Annotated in this window: 13 protein-coding genes; all 13 read left to right on the top strand. The window is 62.6% G+C overall.

The annotated features are described in order from the left end of the window. Positions 1 to 33 precede the first annotated feature (33 nt). The 13 genes from QRM89_RS08790 to QRM89_RS08730 all read left to right on the top strand — a co-directional run bounded on the left by QRM89_RS08790 (position 34) and on the right by QRM89_RS08730 (position 18,304). Complete coding sequence (locus QRM89_RS08790) at positions 34 to 1,080, top strand: rod shape-determining protein (protein WP_003482734.1); 1,047 nt, start codon at positions 34 to 36, stop codon at positions 1,078 to 1,080. Positions 1,081 to 1,246: 166 nt separating this feature from the next. Continuing rightward, positions 1,247 to 2,596: a rod shape-determining protein MreC gene (gene mreC / locus QRM89_RS08785; protein ID WP_285447804.1), complete on the top strand. Its 1,350-nt coding sequence runs from the start codon at positions 1,247 to 1,249 to the stop codon at positions 2,594 to 2,596. Next, on the top strand, positions 2,593 to 3,078 hold the full coding sequence (gene mreD, locus QRM89_RS08780) for a rod shape-determining protein MreD (RefSeq protein WP_285447803.1): 486 nt from the start codon (positions 2,593 to 2,595) through the stop codon (positions 3,076 to 3,078). Before mreC ends, mreD begins: the two co-directional genes overlap by 4 nt. Before the next feature lie 3 nt (positions 3,079 to 3,081). Then, complete coding sequence (gene mrdA / locus QRM89_RS08775; protein WP_119960287.1) at positions 3,082 to 5,142, top strand: penicillin-binding protein 2; 2,061 nt, start codon at positions 3,082 to 3,084, stop codon at positions 5,140 to 5,142. Then, the gene (gene rodA / locus QRM89_RS08770) at positions 5,139 to 6,257 is read left to right on the top strand and encodes a rod shape-determining protein RodA (RefSeq protein WP_040940630.1); all 1,119 of its coding nucleotides are present in this window, start codon (positions 5,139 to 5,141) and stop codon (positions 6,255 to 6,257) included. Before mrdA ends, rodA begins: the two co-directional genes overlap by 4 nt. 253 nt (positions 6,258 to 6,510) lie before the next feature. Further along, positions 6,511 to 8,208 carry a type IV secretory system conjugative DNA transfer family protein gene (locus QRM89_RS08765; RefSeq protein ID WP_285447802.1) on the top strand — a complete coding sequence of 566 codons (1,698 nt, stop codon included), beginning with the start codon at positions 6,511 to 6,513 and terminating at the stop codon, positions 8,206 to 8,208. Positions 8,209 to 8,294: 86 nt separating this feature from the next. Further along, positions 8,295 to 8,717 carry a hypothetical protein gene (locus QRM89_RS08760; protein ID WP_285447801.1) on the top strand — a complete coding sequence of 141 codons (423 nt, stop codon included), beginning with the start codon at positions 8,295 to 8,297 and terminating at the stop codon, positions 8,715 to 8,717. 113 nt (positions 8,718 to 8,830) lie between these two features. Next, a complete protein-coding gene (locus tag QRM89_RS08755; RefSeq protein WP_285447800.1) occupies positions 8,831 to 9,406 on the top strand; it encodes a hypothetical protein in 576 nt (191 codons plus the stop codon). Positions 9,407 to 9,504: 98 nt separating this feature from the next. After that, complete coding sequence (locus QRM89_RS08750; RefSeq protein ID WP_285447799.1) at positions 9,505 to 9,870, top strand: hypothetical protein; 366 nt, start codon at positions 9,505 to 9,507, stop codon at positions 9,868 to 9,870. Positions 9,871 to 9,875: 5 nt separating this feature from the next. After that, the gene (locus QRM89_RS08745; protein WP_285447798.1) at positions 9,876 to 13,700 is read left to right on the top strand and encodes a zeta toxin family protein; all 3,825 of its coding nucleotides are present in this window, start codon (positions 9,876 to 9,878) and stop codon (positions 13,698 to 13,700) included. Positions 13,701 to 14,056: 356 nt separating this feature from the next. Beyond that, positions 14,057 to 15,457: a glycosyl hydrolase family 28 protein gene (locus tag QRM89_RS08740; protein ID WP_285447797.1), complete on the top strand. Its 1,401-nt coding sequence runs from the start codon at positions 14,057 to 14,059 to the stop codon at positions 15,455 to 15,457. Positions 15,458 to 15,812: 355 nt separating this feature from the next. Then, positions 15,813 to 16,961, top strand: a complete 1,149-nt coding sequence (gene mltB, locus QRM89_RS08735) for a lytic murein transglycosylase B (RefSeq protein ID WP_285447796.1) — start codon at positions 15,813 to 15,815, stop codon at positions 16,959 to 16,961. Continuing rightward, complete coding sequence (locus QRM89_RS08730) at positions 16,958 to 18,304, top strand: septal ring lytic transglycosylase RlpA family protein (protein ID WP_285447795.1); 1,347 nt, start codon at positions 16,958 to 16,960, stop codon at positions 18,302 to 18,304. The genes mltB and QRM89_RS08730 overlap by 4 nt, the downstream gene beginning before the upstream one ends.

The raw sequence follows: 18,304 nt of genomic DNA, 5'->3' as shown, positions 1-18,304 counted from the left end.
GGGCACGCGACTCCTTCAGGAACGACTCCCTCGATGTTCAAGAAACTCCGCGGCATGTTCTCCAACGACCTGTCCATCGACCTGGGCACGGCCAATACGCTGATCTACGTGCGCGGACAAGGCATCGTACTGAACGAACCCTCGGTGGTGGCGGTGCGTCAGGACCGTGCCATCGGCGGAACGCGTTCGGTGGCTGCGGTCGGTGCGGAGGCCAAGCAGATGCTGGGCCGCACCCCCGGCCACATCACCACGATCCGCCCGATGAAGGACGGCGTCATCGCCGACTTCACCTACACCGAGGCAATGCTGAAGCACTTCATCAAGAAGGTGCACAAGTCGCGCTTCCTGCGTCCCAGCCCGCGCGTGCTGGTGTGCGTGCCGGCCGGTTCCACCCAGGTGGAGCGCCGCGCGATCAAGGAATCGGCGGAAGAGGCCGGTGCGCGCGATGTCTACCTGATCGAAGAACCGATGGCCGCGGCGATCGGCGCCGGCATGCCGGTGACCGAAGCGCGTGGCTCGATGGTCATCGACATCGGTGGCGGCACCACCGAAGTGGCGGTGATCTCGCTCAACGGCATCGTCTACTCGCAGTCGGTACGCGTGGGCGGCGACCGCTTCGACGAGTCGATCACCAACTACGTACGCCGCAACCACGGCATGCTGATCGGTGAAGCCACCGCCGAGCGTATCAAGCTGCAGATCGGCTGCGCCTACCCGCAGGACGAGGTGCAGGAGATGGAAATCTCCGGCCGCAACCTCGCCGAGGGCGTGCCGAAGATGATCAAGATCAACTCCAACGAAGTGCTCGAAGCGCTGCACGAGCCGCTGTCGGGCATCGTGTCGGCGGTGAAGCTGGCGCTGGAGCAGACCCCGCCGGAACTGTGCGCCGACGTCGCCGAGCGCGGCATCGTGCTCACCGGTGGCGGCGCGCTGTTGCGCGACCTGGACCGCCTGATCTCCGAAGAAACCGGCCTGCACGTGCAGGTAGCCGACGACCCGCTCACCTGCGTGGCCCGCGGCGGTGGCCGCGCGCTGGAGCTGGTGGACATGCATGGCAACGAGTTCTTCGCGCCGGAGTGAAGCGTTCGGGATTGGGGAGTCGGCATTCGGGATTCGCAACGCGTGTCCCGGCCTTCGGCCTTGACCGATTGCGGTACAGCCCTGTTTGTCTAACGCTTAGTCGTATCGGGGGCAGCCGACCGCTCCTCGAATCCCCAATCCCGACTCTCAAATCCCGGCCCTGAAAGTGCCCTCCTACGCCGGTCCTCCTGTCGCCTCCCGTCCGGGCGAAGTCACCTCCACGCTGCGGCTGCTGGTCTATCTGGTGCTGGCGGTCGTGCTGATTGCGCTCGACAGCCGCGGTGGCTGGCTGAGCCAGCTGCGCCTGCAGGCCAACCTGCTGATCCAGCCGGTGTGGGCGGTGGCGGGGCTGCCGGGCCGGATCGGCTCGCAGGTGCGCGACAACGCCGCGACCCACGCCCAACTGGTGGAAGAGACCCGCGCGCTGCGCAACCAGTTGCTGGTGGCCAATGCGCGCCTCACCCGCCTGCAGACCGCTGCGCTGGACAACGCCCAGCTGCGGGAACTGCTCAACGTGGCCGAGCGCCGCGGCCTGGACGTGCAGCTGGCGCCCATCCTGGATATCGACCTGGACCCCACCCGACAACGCCTGCTGCTGGATGCCGGCAGCCGCGACGGCGTGCTGATGGGCCAGGCGGTGATCGACGCCGGTGGGCTGATGGGGCAGGTGATCGAAGTGACGCCGCTGCATTCCACCGTGCTGCTACTCACCGACCCGGACCATGCGGTGCCGGTCAGCGTGGCGCGCAACGGCGTGCGCCTGATCGTCTACGGCCGCGGCGACCGCCTCGAACTGCGCGACATCCCGCTCAGCGCCGGCGTGCAGGTGGGCGATGAGATCGTCACCTCCGGCCTGGGCGGGCGGTTCCCGGCCGGCTTCCCGGTCGGCAAGGTGTCCGAACTGCATCCGGACGACACCCACGCCTTCCTGGTCGGCGAACTCACCCCCGCCGCCAAGCTCGACCGCGGCCGCGATGTGCTGTTGCTGCGTGCCGGCAAGCCGCTGCGGGTGGCGGTGGGGGCTGGGAATGGGGAGTCGGGAATTGGGAATGGCAACGGCAACGGCAGTGTCGCGCCAGACACCACTGCGCCAGCGAACATGCCGGTGACTGCAGCCCCGCGCACGCCGGCGGCTGGCGGTTCCAGTGCGGCGGCCGATCCGGCACGCCCGACGGCGGGCGCGGCATCTGGTGCCACAACCGCCACCGCCACCAATACCGGCGCCGCGCGGCGCGCCCAGTCCGCGCCGACACCAGCCACGCCTGGCGCACAGCCGGCCAGCGCGCCGACGCCCAGCCGCCCGACAAGTCTGCCTGCCCGTCCTCCTGCATCGAACGAATCCAGCATCCAGAATCCCGATTCCCGCCCGGCGTCACCGCAGGGCTCACGGGCATCAGGGAATGCAGCATCGGGAACGGGCAACCGCAGCGCCTCACCGCCGCAGAGCACTGCTCCTATCGATTCCCGACTCCCGACTCCCAATTCCCGTCCGGCTCCGCAGGAGACGGACCAATGAGCCGCATGCGCAACAGCTGGATCCTGCCGGTCAGCATCGTGGTCGCGCTGGTGCTGGGGCTGCTGCCGCTGCCGGCCGTGGTGCAGCCGCTGCGCCCGTACTGGTTGGCGTTGGTGCTGGCCTATTGGGTGATCGAGGAGCCGGACCGGGTCGGGCTTGGCGCGGCATTCGTGGCCGGGGTGCTGGCCGACCTGCTGTACGGCGGGCTGCTTGGCGAACAGGCGCTGCGGCTGGTGATCATGACCTTCATCCTGCAGCGCTTCCGCGCGCGGATGCGCTTCTTCCCGATCTCGCAGCAGGCGCTGGCGATCGGCGGGCTATTGCTCAACGACCGCATCGTCTCCTCGGCGGTGCATCTGGCGGTGGGTGAGCCCACCCTGCCATGGAGCTACTGGTGGGCGCCGCTGCTCGGCATGGCGCTGTGGCCGCCGGTGTTCGTGTTGCTGGATGCAGTGCGGCTGGGCAAGCGGAGCAAGAAGTAACCCATGCACGGGCGTCGCCACCCCAAGAATCCGCACGCCGAGGCCGAGCAGTTCCGCCGCCGCGCGGTGCTGGGCTTTGTGATGGTGGTGCTGTGCCTGGTCGGGCTGGGCGGCTGGTACTTCAAGCTGCAGGTGCTCGACCACGAGGTCTATGCCACCCGATCGGAGGCCAACCGTATCAAGCCGCGTCCGGTGGTCCCTGGGCGCGGCATGATCTACGACCGCAGCGGCCGGCTGCTGGCCGAGAACGTGCCGGCGTTCCGCCTGGACGTGACCCCGGACAAGGTCGAGGACATGGAGACCATGCTGGCCGCGCTCGGCAAGGTGATCCCGATCGCGCCCGAAGACCTGGAGCGCTTCAACCGCGAGCGCAAGGCCCGCCGCAGCTTCTTGCCGGTGACCCTGAAGCTGCGCATGAGCGATGAGGAGATGGCGCGCTTCGCGGTGGAGCGCTGGCGCTTCCCCGGCGTGGAGCTGGAGCCGTACCTGACCCGGCGCTACCCGTACGGTCCGCTGTTTGCGCACATCATTGGCTACGTCGGGCGTATCGACGAAAAAGACCTGGCGGTGCTGGGCGAGGGCAATGCCGCGCTCACCCACATGGGCAAGTCCGGGCTGGAGCGCTATTACGAACAGGACCTGCGCGGCCAGGTGGGCTACGAGCAGGTGGAAACCAACGTGCAGGGCCGGGCGATCCGCACGGTGGGCAGGGTGGCGCCGCAATCGGGCGCAGACCTGCGCCTGTCGGTCGATGCCGACCTGCAGCGCGCCATGGTGGCCGCGTTCGGCGAACACGAAGGTGCGGCGATCGCGATGGACCCGCGCACCGGCGAGATCCTGGGCATGGTCAGCCTGCCCAGCTACGACCCCAACCTGTTCGTCAACGGCATCTCGCATACCGACTTCAAGGCGCTCAACGACAACCCCTCGCGGCCGCAGTTCAACCGGCTGGTGCTCGGTGGTGTGGCGCCGGGCTCCACGCTCAAGCCGTTGATCGCCCTGGCCGGCCTGGACAGCGGGCTGCGCCGCCCGGAAGACCGCGTGCTCTCCACCGGCATGTTCTACCTGCCGGGCGTCAGCCGTGGCTGGGGCGATTCGCACCGTGGCGGGCATGGCTGGACCGATCTGCGCAAGTCGATCGCCCAGTCGGTCAATACCTATTACTACCGCCTGGCGGTGGACATGGGCATCGACCGCTTCGACCACTACATGGGCGAATACGGCTTCGGCCAGCCCACCGGGGTGGATCTGCTGGGCGAAATCGGCGGCATCCTGCCGTCGCCCGCCTACAAGTACAAGACCCGCAAGGAGCGCTGGTACCCGGGCGATACGGTCAACATCGCCATCGGCCAGGGCGACTGGAAAGTGACGCCGCTGCAGCTGGTGCGCGGGGTCTCGGCCATTGCTGGCGGCCTGCTGCTGCGCCCGCACCTGGTGCTGGAAGAACGCACCGGGTTCGACCACCCCTGGCAGCCGATGATCCAGCCGCCGGGCAAGCCGATCAGCGCCAACGCCGCCCATCTGCAGGTGGTGCGCGAGGGCATGATGGACACCATGCGCCCGGGCGGCACCGGCTATGCGATCACCCCCGGCGCGCCGTACCAGATGGCCGGCAAGACCGGCACCGCGCAGGTGGTCAGCCGCCGCGGCGTGGCCGCCGTGGACCCGCGCAGCCTGCCCTTGCATCTGCGCCACCGCGGCCTGTTTGTGGGCTTCGCCCCTGCCGACAACCCGGTCATCGCCGTTGCGGTGGCGGTGGAAGGTGGCGGTTTCGGCACCAGTTCGGCCGCGCCGATCGCGCGCAAGATCTTCGATGCCTGGCTGCTCGGCAAGTTGCCCGACGGCCTGGAGCCGCTGGATAGCGAGCTGGGCATGACCGCGGTCGGCGTGAACCAGTTCGAGGCCGGCGCCACCGATGCGCGCCAACAAGGCGATACCGCCGCTGCGGCGCTGGACGAATTGCCGGTGGTGATCGGCCAGGTGGCCGTGGCCCTGGATCCCAACCGCCCCGCGCAACCGGTGATTCCGGACGTGCCGGACACTGTCTCGGAGACCGACCGGTGAGCGACATCCTGCGCTGGCTGGTGGACCTGGCCGCACGCTTCGCCCGCAGCCTGGACTGGGTGCTGTGCCTGGCGCTGGCCGCGCTGATGGTCATCGGCCTGTCGGTGCTCAAAAGCGCTGGCGGCACCGCAAACGGCGATCACCTGGTGATGGCGCAGGGCGTGCGCTTTGCCATCGGCGCGGCGGCAATGTGGGGCATCTCGCGCATGTCGGTGCTGCGCCTGCGCGCCTGGACACCGTGGGTGTATGGCTTGTCGATGCTGCCGCTGCTGGCGGTGTTCGCGCTGGGTACCGGCAAATACGGCCGCCAGTGGCTGGATCTCAAGCTGTTCTACCTGCAGCCGGCCGAGCTGCTCAAGATCAGCCTGCCGATGATGGCGGCCTGGTATCTGCACCGCATGCCCTTGCCGCCGCGCATTTCCACCGTGCTGGTCACCTGCGTGATCATCGGCGTGCCCACCGCCTTGATCATGTTGCAGCCGGACTTCGGCACCGGCGTGCTGATCGCCGCCAGCGGCGTGTTCGTGCTGCTGCTGGCCGGCCTGCCGTGGTGGTGGGTGGCGGTGGGCGTCGGCGGCGTGTCGGCGGCGGCGCCGGTGGCCTGGTTCTGGCTGCTGCGGCCATACCAGAAGGACCGCATCATGATGTTCCTCAACCCGGAAAACGATGCGCTCGGCGCCGGCTGGAACATCATCCAGTCCAAGATCGCGATTGGCTCTGGTGGATTGAACGGCAAGGGCTGGGGCCTGGGCTCGCAGTCGCACCTGAATTTCATCCCCGAACAGACCACCGACTTTGCGTTTTCGGTGCTCAGCGAGGAATTCGGCTGGATCGGCGTGGCCACGGTGCTGACGCTCTACCTGGTGGTGATCGGCCGCTGCCTGTGGATCGCCTCGCAGGCACGCGACACCTATTCGCGCTTGATCGCCGGCGCCACCGGCCTGGCGTTCTTCGTCTACGTGCTGGTCAACGGCGGCATGATCTCCGGCCTGCTGCCGGTGGTCGGCGTGCCGATGCCGCTGATGAGCTACGGCGGCACCTCGGCCGTCTCGCTGCTGGCAGGGCTGGGCCTGGTGATGGCGGTGAAGGCGCACCGACCGGTGCACGGGTACTGAGGCTGTCGGCAGCTGTGCCCGGATAGCCAATTTTCGCAAGGCCGGCCTTTGCAAATGAGCGCTGTGGACTCGTCAAGAGAGGCGGGTCAGTACAGTAACTGGCACCTTAATCCTCATGCCTTCAAAGGCAGACCGGGCAGAAAGTCTTGTATGGCTGGTAGAGCTTCCTGACAGTCAGCGGGTGCCGATCCTGTAATCTGGAAGACGGCTTACGGGGGTAGACGAGTCAAGGACCGATGAAAGGAATCGCACGGTGAGCAGTAATCTCAGAATAGTCGCTGCATTCGGCCTGTTGCTGCTCGCAGCAACAGCGGGAATTTTCTTCTCCGGTCAGTTGATCTTGATGCTGTTGAAGGTGGCTGCGCCGCTCAGCGTCGACACCTACTGGTCTTACGTCAAAGCGCTCGACCTCCCGCAGTTCGCTCCCTATGCCACCAAGATCAAGCTGGCCGGCGCCCTCGGCTTTGGCGTGCCGCTGCTGGCCTGGATCGCGCTGCTGATCCCGCTGTTCAAGCCAAAGGCGACCGCATTGCATGGCGACGCGCGCTTTGCCTCCGGCAGTGATCTGGCCAAGAAGGACATGCTCAAACCGTCGCCAACCGGCATTGTGGTTGGCAAGCACGGCGGCAAGTTGGTGCGCTTGCCTGGTCAGCAGTTTGTGATCCTGGCCGCGCCCACGCGTTCGGGCAAGGGGGTGGGCATCGTCATTCCCAATTTGCTCGACTACCAAGGATCGGTGGTCGTTCTGGACATCAAGCAGGAGAATTTTGACCTGACCTCGGGTTGGCGCAAGAGCCAAGGCCAGGAAGTCTTTTTGTTTAACCCGTTCGCGGAAGACGGGCGCACCCACCGTTGGAACCCGCTCAGCTATATCTCACCGGATCCGGCGTTTCGCGTGTCGGATCTGATGAGTGTCGCGGCGATGCTCTACCCGGATGGCTCGGACGCCCAGAAGTTCTGGGTGAGCCAAGCCCGCAACGCCTTCATGGCGTTTACGCTCTATCTGTTCGATAGCCTCGATGATCAGATCAAGCGCAAGCACCCCAAAGACACCTGGATGTTTCCAACCCTTGGAATGCTCTATCGCGTGTCGTCGGGAGATGGCAGCGACTTGAAGGGCTACATCAAAAAGCTCTCGCAGCGCGACTTCCTGGGCCGTGACGCCAAGACAGCCTTCGACAACTTGCTCTCGCAAGCCGAAGAGACCTTCGCCTCGATCATGGGCACGTTCAAAGAGCCGCTCAACCAGTTCATCAATCCGATCCTGGATGCATCAACCAGCGATAACGACTTTTTGCTAACCGATGTGCGCAAGAAGAAGATGAGCATCTACATCGGCATCCAGCCGAACAAGCTGGCCGAAAGCCGCTTGTTGATCAACTTGCTGTTTAGTCAGCTTATCAATCTCAACACCAAAGAGCTGCCGCAGAACAACCCAGCGCTCAAACACCAGTGTTTGTTGCTGATGGACGAGTTCACGTCCATCGGCCGGGTCGACATCATCGCAAGCGCGGTGAGCTACATGGCCGGCTACAACATTCGCTTGCTACCGATCATCCAGAGCATGGCGCAGCTGGACGCGACCTATGGCAAGGATGTCTCGCGCACCATCATCACCAACCACGCCTTGCAAATCGTCTACGCCCCACGCGAGCAGCAAGACGCCAACGACTACTCGGACATGCTCGGCTACACCACGGTGCGCAAGAAGAACAAGTCGCACACCAGTGGCAAGCAAAGCAGCGTGTCCTACTCCGAGACCGAGCAACGCCGCGCATTGATGCTGCCGCAGGAGTTGAAGGCGATGGGCTTTGACAAGGAGGTCTTTCTCTATGAAGGCATCCCAAGCCCGGTGCTTTGCGAGAAAATCAAGTATTACGAAGATGCCTACTTCACCAAGCGGCTATTAGCAAAAGTAGAAGTTAAGGGGTTGAGGTCGCTAGTTGAATGAGCAAAGGTGTGTGTCAGAACGATTGCAATGATGACGTGCGTTGGTAGTTAATTTTTTATTCCAAATCACTGATGTGAGGAGGTGGGATGTCAGTGCATGAAAATGAAAATCGGCAGTATGAATTGAAATGTCCAATTCCACAGGAGTTGGACAATATTTTAAAAAGTCATCCTGCGTATCTATCGCGACTGCAGAATGCGCTTGATCAATTCTCGGAAAATTTGCCGGGCGGTGAGTTCTCGACGGAAAAATACGGTCCCGCCTACAAAAGGATGATGGATATGGTGTGCGCCACGCTGAATGAATTTCATCGTGAGGCATCCCAAGATCTTGACGCTGCAATTGTAAGCGTGAGGCTTGCTGAATCAGTCTGTGGCAAAACGAAAAATGATTTTTTTCGAGAAGTCGCCGAAAAAAGATACAGGGATTTTTCGGCATTCCCCGTGTATCGCGACTACTTTTCCGATCTTTCGCCTGTAGTTGAATACCTTGCGTCGCGCGGAAAATGATTTCTCGGTAGCCTAGCTGATTCTTGATTTGTTTTTTCTTAAAACGGTGTCGGTATGCATTTTTCAAGCCTGTTCATGAAATCATTGAAGGTTGGGATATCAGCATGGCATTCGTGAGCGAGTTTATTTCCCCTGGCGATATTGCTAGATATGATATTTTGTCGATTGACAGTAAATTTTTGGTTGGAGGGACCGGGGCAAGGGATTGGGTCATCGATCGCGATCGTGAAATCTATTTGCGAAACGTGGCACATGGCGGTGGCGGTGAATATGAAGTTCGCAATCGAACACAATGTAATTTTTATTGGCTTGGTGAATTGTTGACGTTGCGAATTGATATGCTTGAAAGCGGTGGAGAAAGAAATGGGACCGATTGGTCTCGTTGGATGCTAATTTGGATCAATGGCGGGAAAGGCCTGCCGGCTCATCTGAAGTCAGATACGCCACAATTTATCGAAGACTTAGGTTTGGCATTGACTGCGCACAAGGGATTTGGAGGAGTTCACTCAAAATATACCCGTTACGACGCCCAGATTGAGATAGCGAAAGGCTGTGATATGAAAAGCATTGAGTTCGGAAGAAGCCATTACCTCACCGAGGGGGCGGCCGGATGCATATCGCTTAGGCGAAGATCTGAGCGCACTCGTAGCACAGGGCCGACTCAAGTTCCAATTGCAACATACTTTTAGAAAGTGTGGTGTGGCCATAACTTGGCGGAGCTGTGGCACCAATCAAGCGCAAGCTCAATGTTCCAGGTCCAATTCAACACCTCGATCAGGATGCTGTCATGACCCAAAATAACGATTCTTCTCCTGATTTGATCGGCGCATGGCCGCCAGTTCCACAGGGGTTGCAGGAGATTTTCAAGGATTATCCGGATTACCTCGCTCGTTTGCAGGAGGCTCTCAAAAAAGCCGTCGATAACCCGTCACTTATTACTCCTCCCCTGGAATTTTCGATATGGGCTCTGGAGGACTGTTTAGATGCATTATTAGACGAGGTCGATCGCGAGATCGATCTGGCCCAGGAAAGCGGCGATCAGGAAGAAATTATGAGAGCGGAGGAAAAGCGAAAAAAGGTTGGCCCATCTAATTTTAAGCACAACTGGAAATCTGGAAACCTACTTTCTTATTTCAATCCGACTAAGGAATAAGCGGAATGAGCAGTGATCAGGATGAGTTAAATAAAAATGTTCACGATAGGATATTTAGGGGTCGGATACTGCTCGAGAATGGTTTCAATTCACTATCAAGCCAGGAACATCCCAAGGCTGTAATTTTGGCCGGACAGCCTGGGGCTGGTAAGGGTGGTTTGGCGAAAGCTTCCCTGGATGAACTAAACGATGACGCCGTAACGATTGATCCTGACGATCTACGTCGTTATCACCCTGGCGCAAAGGATTTTCGTCGTGAAGATCCCTACTCGTGGTCCAGTCGAACCCATTCCGATGCAAGTCAATGGGCTGATGAGCTGTTGTCAAAAGCTACCTTGTCAAAGAAAAATGTAATCTTCGATACGACGCTGGGAAATGGGGAATGGGCATCGAGGACACTCATTAAAGGTCTTCAGGAAAATGGTTATGAAGTTGAGGTGCGTGCGGTTGCTTCACCTAAGCTAGAAAGCGAGCATGGTGTTGACAGTCGATTTACAGTGAGTATCGATAGGAAGGGCTACGGTCGTTATGTCCCCGAAGAAGCCCGCGATGGGATCTACAGCAAACTTCCCAGAAGTTTAGACACGATCCATGCCGTCAATAATGTGCCTATCCGCATCTTTAATCGCGAGGGTGTCGAGCTTTACGACAGTCGCACTGATGCACGTATGCCTGGCCAAGCGATGGAAGAAGCGCGTAATGCGCGGCTTAAAGATCCTGCTTTCACCCAACATCTTCGAGAGGCTTGGCAAAAACAAGTCGATTGGCACCGTGACTTGCCGAACCATGTTCAAGAGATCCCGAAATCCGATCCTGCTGTCCGAGCAAAACTGCTTGAGGAGCATGCCAAGCTCCGGGTGAGCGACGTGGTTGCTAGTCGCATGGAAGGCATTGCCACCATCGACGAACTCGTGCGACCAGGGGCTCCACCTGCACGCGTGCCTGTGCCGGAACCTGAAATCCCAGGCCTGCGTCGCGCGGGGATGACAGCGGGTCTCGCGGGTTTGGGCGTTGCCGCCACTGCCTACGATGCGTCGCAAACCGGAGAGCGTGTTGGCACGCTGTTGGCGCAAGACAACCTTACCGCTGCGCGGTCAGAAGCGCTGCACTTTAGTGCCCGAGGCATAGGCGGCTGGGCGGGAGGCACCGCCGCCGCTGCCGTGGTTGGCACAACCGGCGCCGGGCCCGTCGCGCTGGTGGTGGCCGATGGTTATCTGTTCAGTGCTGCCGCCGACAAGGCCGTGACGCTCTGGGACAACCGCCAGATCTATACACAAACTGACAAGCAGGGCGTGAGCTGGGAGTTCAACGACAGCCAGTGGCTGCGCCAAGAAAAGGCCGATCTGCCCAACGATGGCGTCGATGCACCGCAGAAGCAGGCCATGTTCGCACTGCCCGAGAAAGCGCGCGAGCTGAACTATCACGCCAGTAGCGAAGCGACCGAGCAGGCGCTTGGCAAAGTGCAACCCAGTAACCCCTATGTGCAGCCATCCAGTGAGGCAGATGCTGCGCATCTTTACGCACGTGATTGGCGACACGATCCGGCGAGTGGCCAGTGGTCACGGATGATCGCCGACGACGTCGACCGGAACGATCGGCCCATCTGGACGGTGGATCCAGCAAGCCCTGAGCGCAATGCCGCGTTGGACCAACAAGCAGCTCAGGTAGTGGACGCCAACATCGCCCGAGGTCCGGCCGCGATTGCAGCGACTTATCAAGCCGCTTATCAGCGCAATGGCTGGGAGGACTTCGGCCCTGTGCCAGCGGCCGTGCAAGCCGCCTTAAACCCAGACTCACTGCAAGCATCGGACGGCAAGCAGTATCAGCGCGATACGCAAGGCCAGTGGCGGCATGACGGCGTTGCGGCCGAAGGCAATGTCCCGTTAGAACTCAATGCCACGCGCGAACGCTTGCAACCGGCCTTGGAGCAGCACGCGCAGGCGTTGGCACAGATGCCGGCAAGGCAAACGCCAACGCCACAGCAACAAGATCAGGCCAACACCGAGGCGACCTATGCCGCCTATGGGGTTGCGCCCAATGCCCAGACTGCAGGCGCGATCCAGCTTGCGGTGCAAAAGACACGTGAGGCAAACGGGATTGATGCCGCGACCAGCTCTTTGGCATTGGAGCGTGATGCAACCGGCCAATACTCGGTAGACAGCCCAATCCAGCATTTGAGCCGGGACGCCGATGGTGTGGTGCGCGTTGCGGCAACCACCAGCACTGATGAGATCCATCAGGCACTTGGGCAGGTGCAATCACTTCGACAGGAGCAACCACCTTCAGCCGGTGCACCCGAGCTGCGCATTGACGCGCAGTCGCCCCAAGAACGCGATGCCTACGAGCAAGCGTTGCGGGAGGCCAATCGGCAGGGTGTTTCCACGCAAGAGGCGCAACAGGTCGCAAGCTTCGCAGCAACGAGCGTTACCGCCCCGCATGTGGATGAAACCCAAGCGCCTCAGGCAGCCATTGATGCGCAGCGAGATCGAGACGTTGCACGTACACCCGATGCGCCTGCTGCTGCGGAGGCGGCAACGCCTGCTCCTGTCGCGGTGGCTACATCCGTCAACGCGCCTCTGCAGGAAGACGTGCGCCCGGTCGCCAAGCCTGCCGAACCGAAGCCCGAACCTGTCCCGCAACGAGAACCCCAAGAGACCCAAGCACCTGAGGTTGGGGCACCCCCGACAGCCGGCGCAGTCCAGCCGAGGGCAGAGGCAGTGGGCCCAGCCTTGGCGGGCGCATCTGCGCCGAACCTTGGATCAACATCATCCGCTTTGAACGTCCCCAATCAAGCGCCTACTCAGGCAGCTGCCGCAACACCGCGCTCATCGCATGACGTGGAGGGGCTGCGCCTCGGCGACCGGGGGCAAGAAGTCGAGTTCTTGCAATATCGCTTGCAGCAAGTAGATGCGCGTGGTCCAAACGGGCAGGCCGTGCCGCAAGACGGGCACTACGGTCCGGAGACCGAACATGCTGTGAGGCAGTTCCAGCAAGACCAAGGTTTGCCGGCAACGGGCGTTGCCGGACAAGAGCTGGATGAAGCGTTGTCCCAGGCACAACACGCGCGGCGAGAAGCTTTGAAACCCATAGCGCCGGCATCGGCAAATGGGCCGGTGGAGCAGGGCAGCGAGCAGCAAGCCCGAGTAGGCACGCCACAGAACGATGCGCCATCGGCTGTTCCATTGCAGGCAGAGCAGCAAGAGGCGATGCAGGCAACATTGCCGCCAACGCCAACGCCAACGCCAACGCCAACGCCAACGCAGGGCGAAGTGCCGGCACAGATCGTCTTGCCTGAGCGCACGTCTTCCTCCTACGCGTCATCGCCTAGCTTTGGTGGGACTGGCGGGCGTTCAAACGCAGGCGTGAACGATGAGGATCGGGTTGAGCAAATCATGCCATCCCAAGATGTCGCTCAGCAGGCGTTTCCCTCTGATCATCGGGATTACGCATTGTTCTCCGCCATCCAGGCACAGCTCCCCAGGGGCACATCTGATGAGAAAACGGCCGAAGTGCTTCAAGCCGTCAAAGAATCGGGGATTGAGCGCGCGGATGAACTCCGGAAAGTGACCATCCAAGATGATGTGGCTTTTGTCTTTGGCAAAACGCCTGGGTTTCACTCGGAAACCTCGCTCAATACGCCATCGCCTGGCATCAATGAAACCTTGCAGAAGACAGAAGCATTGGATCAGCAACGGGCGCAGGAGATGGTGCAGTTCCAGCGCGAGCGCGAGGAGATCGACAAGGAGCCTACGGGCCCGGTGATGACGCTTGCTGCGCGCTCTCAGCAGCAGACGATGTCAGAAGCGCCTGCCAGTGATGGCAGTGGTTGACCTTACTTTGAAGCGACGCGCCGCCTGTGTTGGATGGCCCTCTGCGAGGCAGGGTAATGTCGGCGGCATGCCTTGCGGAAGTTCCGCTCAGCCGGGCATGCGCCGCAACTAGCCGCAGTGGATCGTTTCATTGCCAAGTAACGCCACGCACTAACTTGCTGACCACGCGGATCTGCGCACTTGGTAGCAACAAGGAAGCGCGGTGGCATGCTGCTTCGTTTGCACGGCAGCCGGTTCGCGCGCTGTCATCGCCCCCGGTCGACGCGCCGTAGAGTGCACCATTAACCGTGTTGGTTCCCTGGGTGCTGCGTCGCCCCCGAACGGCACGCGTCTCTTCTTCTTCGGGTGACTACGTCATGAAACTGCTCGCTGCCGCCATCGGCGGTCTTTGTCTTTCGCTTGCCTCACAGGCGAGCGCCATCACCCAGGCAACCGGCGATAGCCGTGCGGTCTCCGAGCCTGGTATTCCGGCGACCTGCCAGGCGGTAAAGGCTGAGCACACGGCTAGCACGCGCCAGTTCGCGGCGGCATTGGAAAGTGCGCCGCCCGATACCAAAAATATCCAGGCCGCACTGACCGCGTGTGCGGGAAAGAACGTCAGCGTGCTGCTGACGGCGGGCGCGGGCAACGCGTTCCTGACCGGGCCCCTGTCGATTCCCACTGGCGTGACGTTGGTGGTCGATCAGGGCGTCACCGTGTACGGCTCGCGTAACCCCGCCGATTACGGCAGTGGCTGCGGCACGGCCGGTTCCAAGAGTGGCGGATGCCTGCCGTTGATCAGCGTCAAGGGCGCCAGGTCTGGTGTGATGGGTGTGCGCATCGGCGGGCGTCAGGGCACCATCGATGGCCGTGGTGATCTGACCATGCTCGGCAAGAGCACCACCTGGTGGGAGTTCGGCGAGAACGCCAAGAAGGCCAACCAGGTGCAGAACAGCCCGGACCTGATCAAGGTGCAGAATTCCAGCGCATTTACGCTCTACAACGTCAATCTGATCAATGCGGCGTACTTCCATTTCTTCGCGCATATCGTCGATGGCCTGACCATCTGGGGCACGCGGGTGAAGTCGCCGGCGACCAGCCCCAACACCGATGGCCTTGACCTGGATAGCGTGGTCAACGCCACTGTGTTCGATAACGATGTGATGGGCGGCGACGATTGCGTGGCGATCAAGACCATCGCCTCCAAGTCCGGCAACATCACCTTGCGCAACAATCGTTGCTACGGCACGCACGGCATCTCGATCGGCAGCGAGGTGATGTCGGGCGTCAGCAATGTGTTGGTCGATTCCACTGCCATCACCGCCAGCGACGATGCCGGCAACCGCAGCACTGACAACAACGGTCTGCGCATCAAGACCAGCATCGCCAAGGGCGGCCCGGTCAGTCTGATTACCTATCGCAATACCTGCCTCTACGGCGTCACCAGCCCACTGGTGATCAACCCGTTCTATTCCAGCGGCGGCAGCGGCACCGCGCCCACCTTCAACCAGATCGTCGTCAATGGCTTGCGGACCACCGGCGATGCGGGCCTCAAGGGCAAGGGCTGGATCCTGGAAGGCTATAACGCGCAGACACCGCTGGACCTGGTGCTTGCCAATGTGGCGACAGGCAACAAGGCCGTTACCGCCAGCAATGCGCGCATCGGGCTGAGCAGCAGCGAGCTCGTGCCGACCGGCACCAATGTCACCACCAGCGCCGTGCAGCTTGCCGGCAGCATCCCGACCTGCTCGAGCGCACCGCACTTTCCTGCGTTGTAATCGGACAAGCTGCGGCCGGGTCACGCAGATTGTGCAACCGGCCGGCAGCACGCCGACCTGCCTGGACGTCCTGCTTTCAGACGACGTAGCCCAGCCAGGTACGGCCGGAAGCTGGCCGCACCTGGTGATGTACGGGGAGGGGTGATGCCAGAGGCGGCACGCGGCAGCCGCGACCGGCAGTCGCAGCAACCAGGCCCAGCTGTTCGCTTTCGCAGTTCTTCCATGCCCATGGCCGCTCGCCGGCATTCTCAGCGAGGGCCGGCCAGTGCTGCGCCCTGCCTTGACAAGACCTAAAGTTCTTGCGTTTCATGGCCTTATTGCCAGAAGTTCATCTGGTCTCTGTTACCCTCGGCCGATGATTCGACGCACACTGACCTGCCTGCTCACCCTCGGCCTAGTCGCTTGCGCGACCCAGCCCAGCCCTCCACCTGCGCCTCCGGCCACCAGTGCGCCGCCGGCCAAGCCGCCGCTTGCTCCCGCTGCGCCCGCTGCGCCCGCCAGTGCGGCGGCCGAAGCGCCGGCCTTGCCGCCGGTGGACCTGACCCCGGTGCCGTTCGAGATCGCACGCGCCAACTTCGTGCGTGACACCGCGGCCAAGTACGGCATCGACGCGGCGCAGATCGAAGCGGTGCTGGCACAAGCCCAGTTCAAGGATGCGATCGTCACCGCGATGTCGCGCCCGGCCGAGCGGGTCAAGCCGTGGAACGAATACCGGCCGATGTTCATCACCCAGGCGCGCATCGACGGTGGTCGCAAGTTCCTGGCCGAGCACCGCGCCGAGCTGAGCAAGGTGGAAGCCGCCACCGGTGTTCCGGCGCAGGTGATCGTGGCCATCATCGGGGTGGAAACCAGCTACGGCAGCAACGCCGGCAAATACCGTGTGCTGGACGCGCTGTACACGCTGGCCTTCCGCTACCCGCGCAGCGGCGACCCGGCCAAGCTCGAACGTGAAGTGCGCCGCGAGCTATTCTTCCGCGATGAACTCGGTCAGCTGTTCGCACTGGGCAAGGAAGAGCAACTCGACGTCACCAGCCTGATCGGCAGCTATGCCGGCGCCATGGGCATGGGCCAGTTCATGCCGTCCAGCTACCGCCAGTTCGCGGTCGACGGCGATGCTGACGGCAAGCGCAATCTGTTCACCGATCACAACGACGTCTTCGCCTCGATCGCCAATTACTTCGTCAAGAAGGGCGGCTGGGTGCGCGATGGTCAGGTCGCCGTGCCAGCTACGCTGGCTGCAGGGCGCGAGGAGTTCAACCCCACCGACTGGTCGCCGGTGTACACGCTGGCCGATCTGTCTGCACGCGGCTACCAGCCCAACGCGCCGGTGGTTGCCGGCAGCACCGCCACGCCGATCACGCTGGATGATGCCAACGGCAAGCAGTACTGGTTGGGCTTCCAGAACTTCTACGCGATCACCCGATACAACATTTCCAAGATGTATGCGATGGCCGTGTTCCAGCTGTCCGAGGCCATCGCCGGTAAGGAGTTACCCCCGGCATGAACAGCAGCACAGGTCCCAAGTGGCTGATCCCGATGGCATTGATGCTCGGGCTGGCGGCCTGTAGCAGTGCACCGAAGAAAACCGCCGGCAACGGCGGCAAGGGCGCGATCAATGGCGTCAAGGTAGAGGGCAAGGGGCCGGCGCATGTCGCCACCGGCTGCCCGTCCACCTCGCCGTACGCCGCCGCCAAGGAAGACCCCTCCACGCGCGGCGACTACACCGCCGGCGGCCTGTACAAACCCGGCGTCAAGGACTCCACCCCGGACCACGTGCCCAACGTGGCCTGCATTCCCGAGCCGCTGGTCAGCAACGAGCCGCGCTCGGCGGTGGGAAATCGCTCGCCGTATGAAGTGCTGGGCAAGCGCTACGTGGTGATGGACAACCCCGGCGACTATGTCGAACGCGGCACCGCCTCGTACTACGGCAGCAAGTTCCACGGCCGGCTGACCTCCAACAAGGAGGTGTACGACATGTACGCCTTCACCGCTGCGCACAAGACCTTGCCGCTGCCCAGCTTCGCGCTGGTGACCAATACCGACAACGGGCAATCGGTGGTGGTGCGCGTCAATGACCGCGGCCCGTTCCACGATGGCCGGGTCATCGACCTGAGCTACGCCGCCGCGGTGAAGCTGGGCATCACCGGCAAGGGCACCGGTAATGTCGAGGTACGCGGCCTGACCGAGGCCGATAACGCCAATCTGCTGGCCAAGCGCCGCAGCGGCATCGCGCCGGTCGCCACCGTGGCCGCGGCCAAACCGGCTGCCAGCAGCCAGATCGACAGCCTGGTGCAACAGCTGCCCGCCCGCGGCACCACTGCCCGCCCGCCAGCCACCGGCACGGCCGCAGCGCCAGTGCCGATGGGCGAGCGCTGGCGTTACCGGGTGGCCGATTCGCGGCAGCCGGGCAATGCCGACAATTTCGATGCGTGGATGAAGTCGCAGGGCGTGCGCGTGGCTACGGGCAAACCGACAGCGGCCACGCCGCGCCTGGCCGCTGCCGCCGCCGTGGCAACCACGGTGGCGGTGGCCAGGACGCCGGATGCTCCGCCAGCGCCGCGCCCCGCCGCTCCGGTCGTCGTTGCCAAGCCGCCGACCGCCGCCGAAGCCACGCTGGGCGACATCCTGTTGCAGGTCGCCAGCTTCGCCAGCCGCGAGAACGCCAACCGCGCGCTGTCGCAGCTGGCCTCGGCCGGCATTGCCGGTGCCAGCGTCAGCGACATCGTCAGCGGCGGGCGCACCCTGTGGCGCCTGCGCGTGAATGCACGCGACCACGCCAATGCCTCGGAAATCGCGCAGCGCATTGCCGGGCTGGGCTTCGGCCGCCCGCAGATCGTGGCCAACTGA

The organism is Xanthomonas sp. LMC-A-07, assembly GCF_030208825.1.
GTDB classification, from domain to species: domain Bacteria; phylum Pseudomonadota; class Gammaproteobacteria; order Xanthomonadales; family Xanthomonadaceae; genus Xanthomonas; species Xanthomonas campestris.
The sequence above is the reverse complement of the archived record's forward strand: the minus strand, read 5'-3'. Positions and strand labels throughout refer to the sequence as shown.

Coding starts and splice junctions, on each gene's coding strand:
- QRM89_RS08790 (WP_003482734.1), top strand. CDS start 34: ATGTTCAAGAAACTCCGCGGCATGTTCTCCAACGACCTGTCCATCGAC.
- mreD (WP_285447803.1), top strand. CDS start 2,593: ATGAGCCGCATGCGCAACAGCTGGATCCTGCCGGTCAGCATCGTGGTC.
- mrdA (WP_119960287.1), top strand. CDS start 3,082: ATGCACGGGCGTCGCCACCCCAAGAATCCGCACGCCGAGGCCGAGCAG.
- QRM89_RS08760 (WP_285447801.1), top strand. CDS start 8,295: ATGTCAGTGCATGAAAATGAAAATCGGCAGTATGAATTGAAATGTCCA.
- QRM89_RS08750 (WP_285447799.1), top strand. CDS start 9,505: ATGACCCAAAATAACGATTCTTCTCCTGATTTGATCGGCGCATGGCCG.
- QRM89_RS08745 (WP_285447798.1), top strand. CDS start 9,876: ATGAGCAGTGATCAGGATGAGTTAAATAAAAATGTTCACGATAGGATA.
- QRM89_RS08740 (WP_285447797.1), top strand. CDS start 14,057: ATGAAACTGCTCGCTGCCGCCATCGGCGGTCTTTGTCTTTCGCTTGCC.
- mltB (WP_285447796.1), top strand. CDS start 15,813: ATGATTCGACGCACACTGACCTGCCTGCTCACCCTCGGCCTAGTCGCT.
- QRM89_RS08730 (WP_285447795.1), top strand. CDS start 16,958: ATGAACAGCAGCACAGGTCCCAAGTGGCTGATCCCGATGGCATTGATG.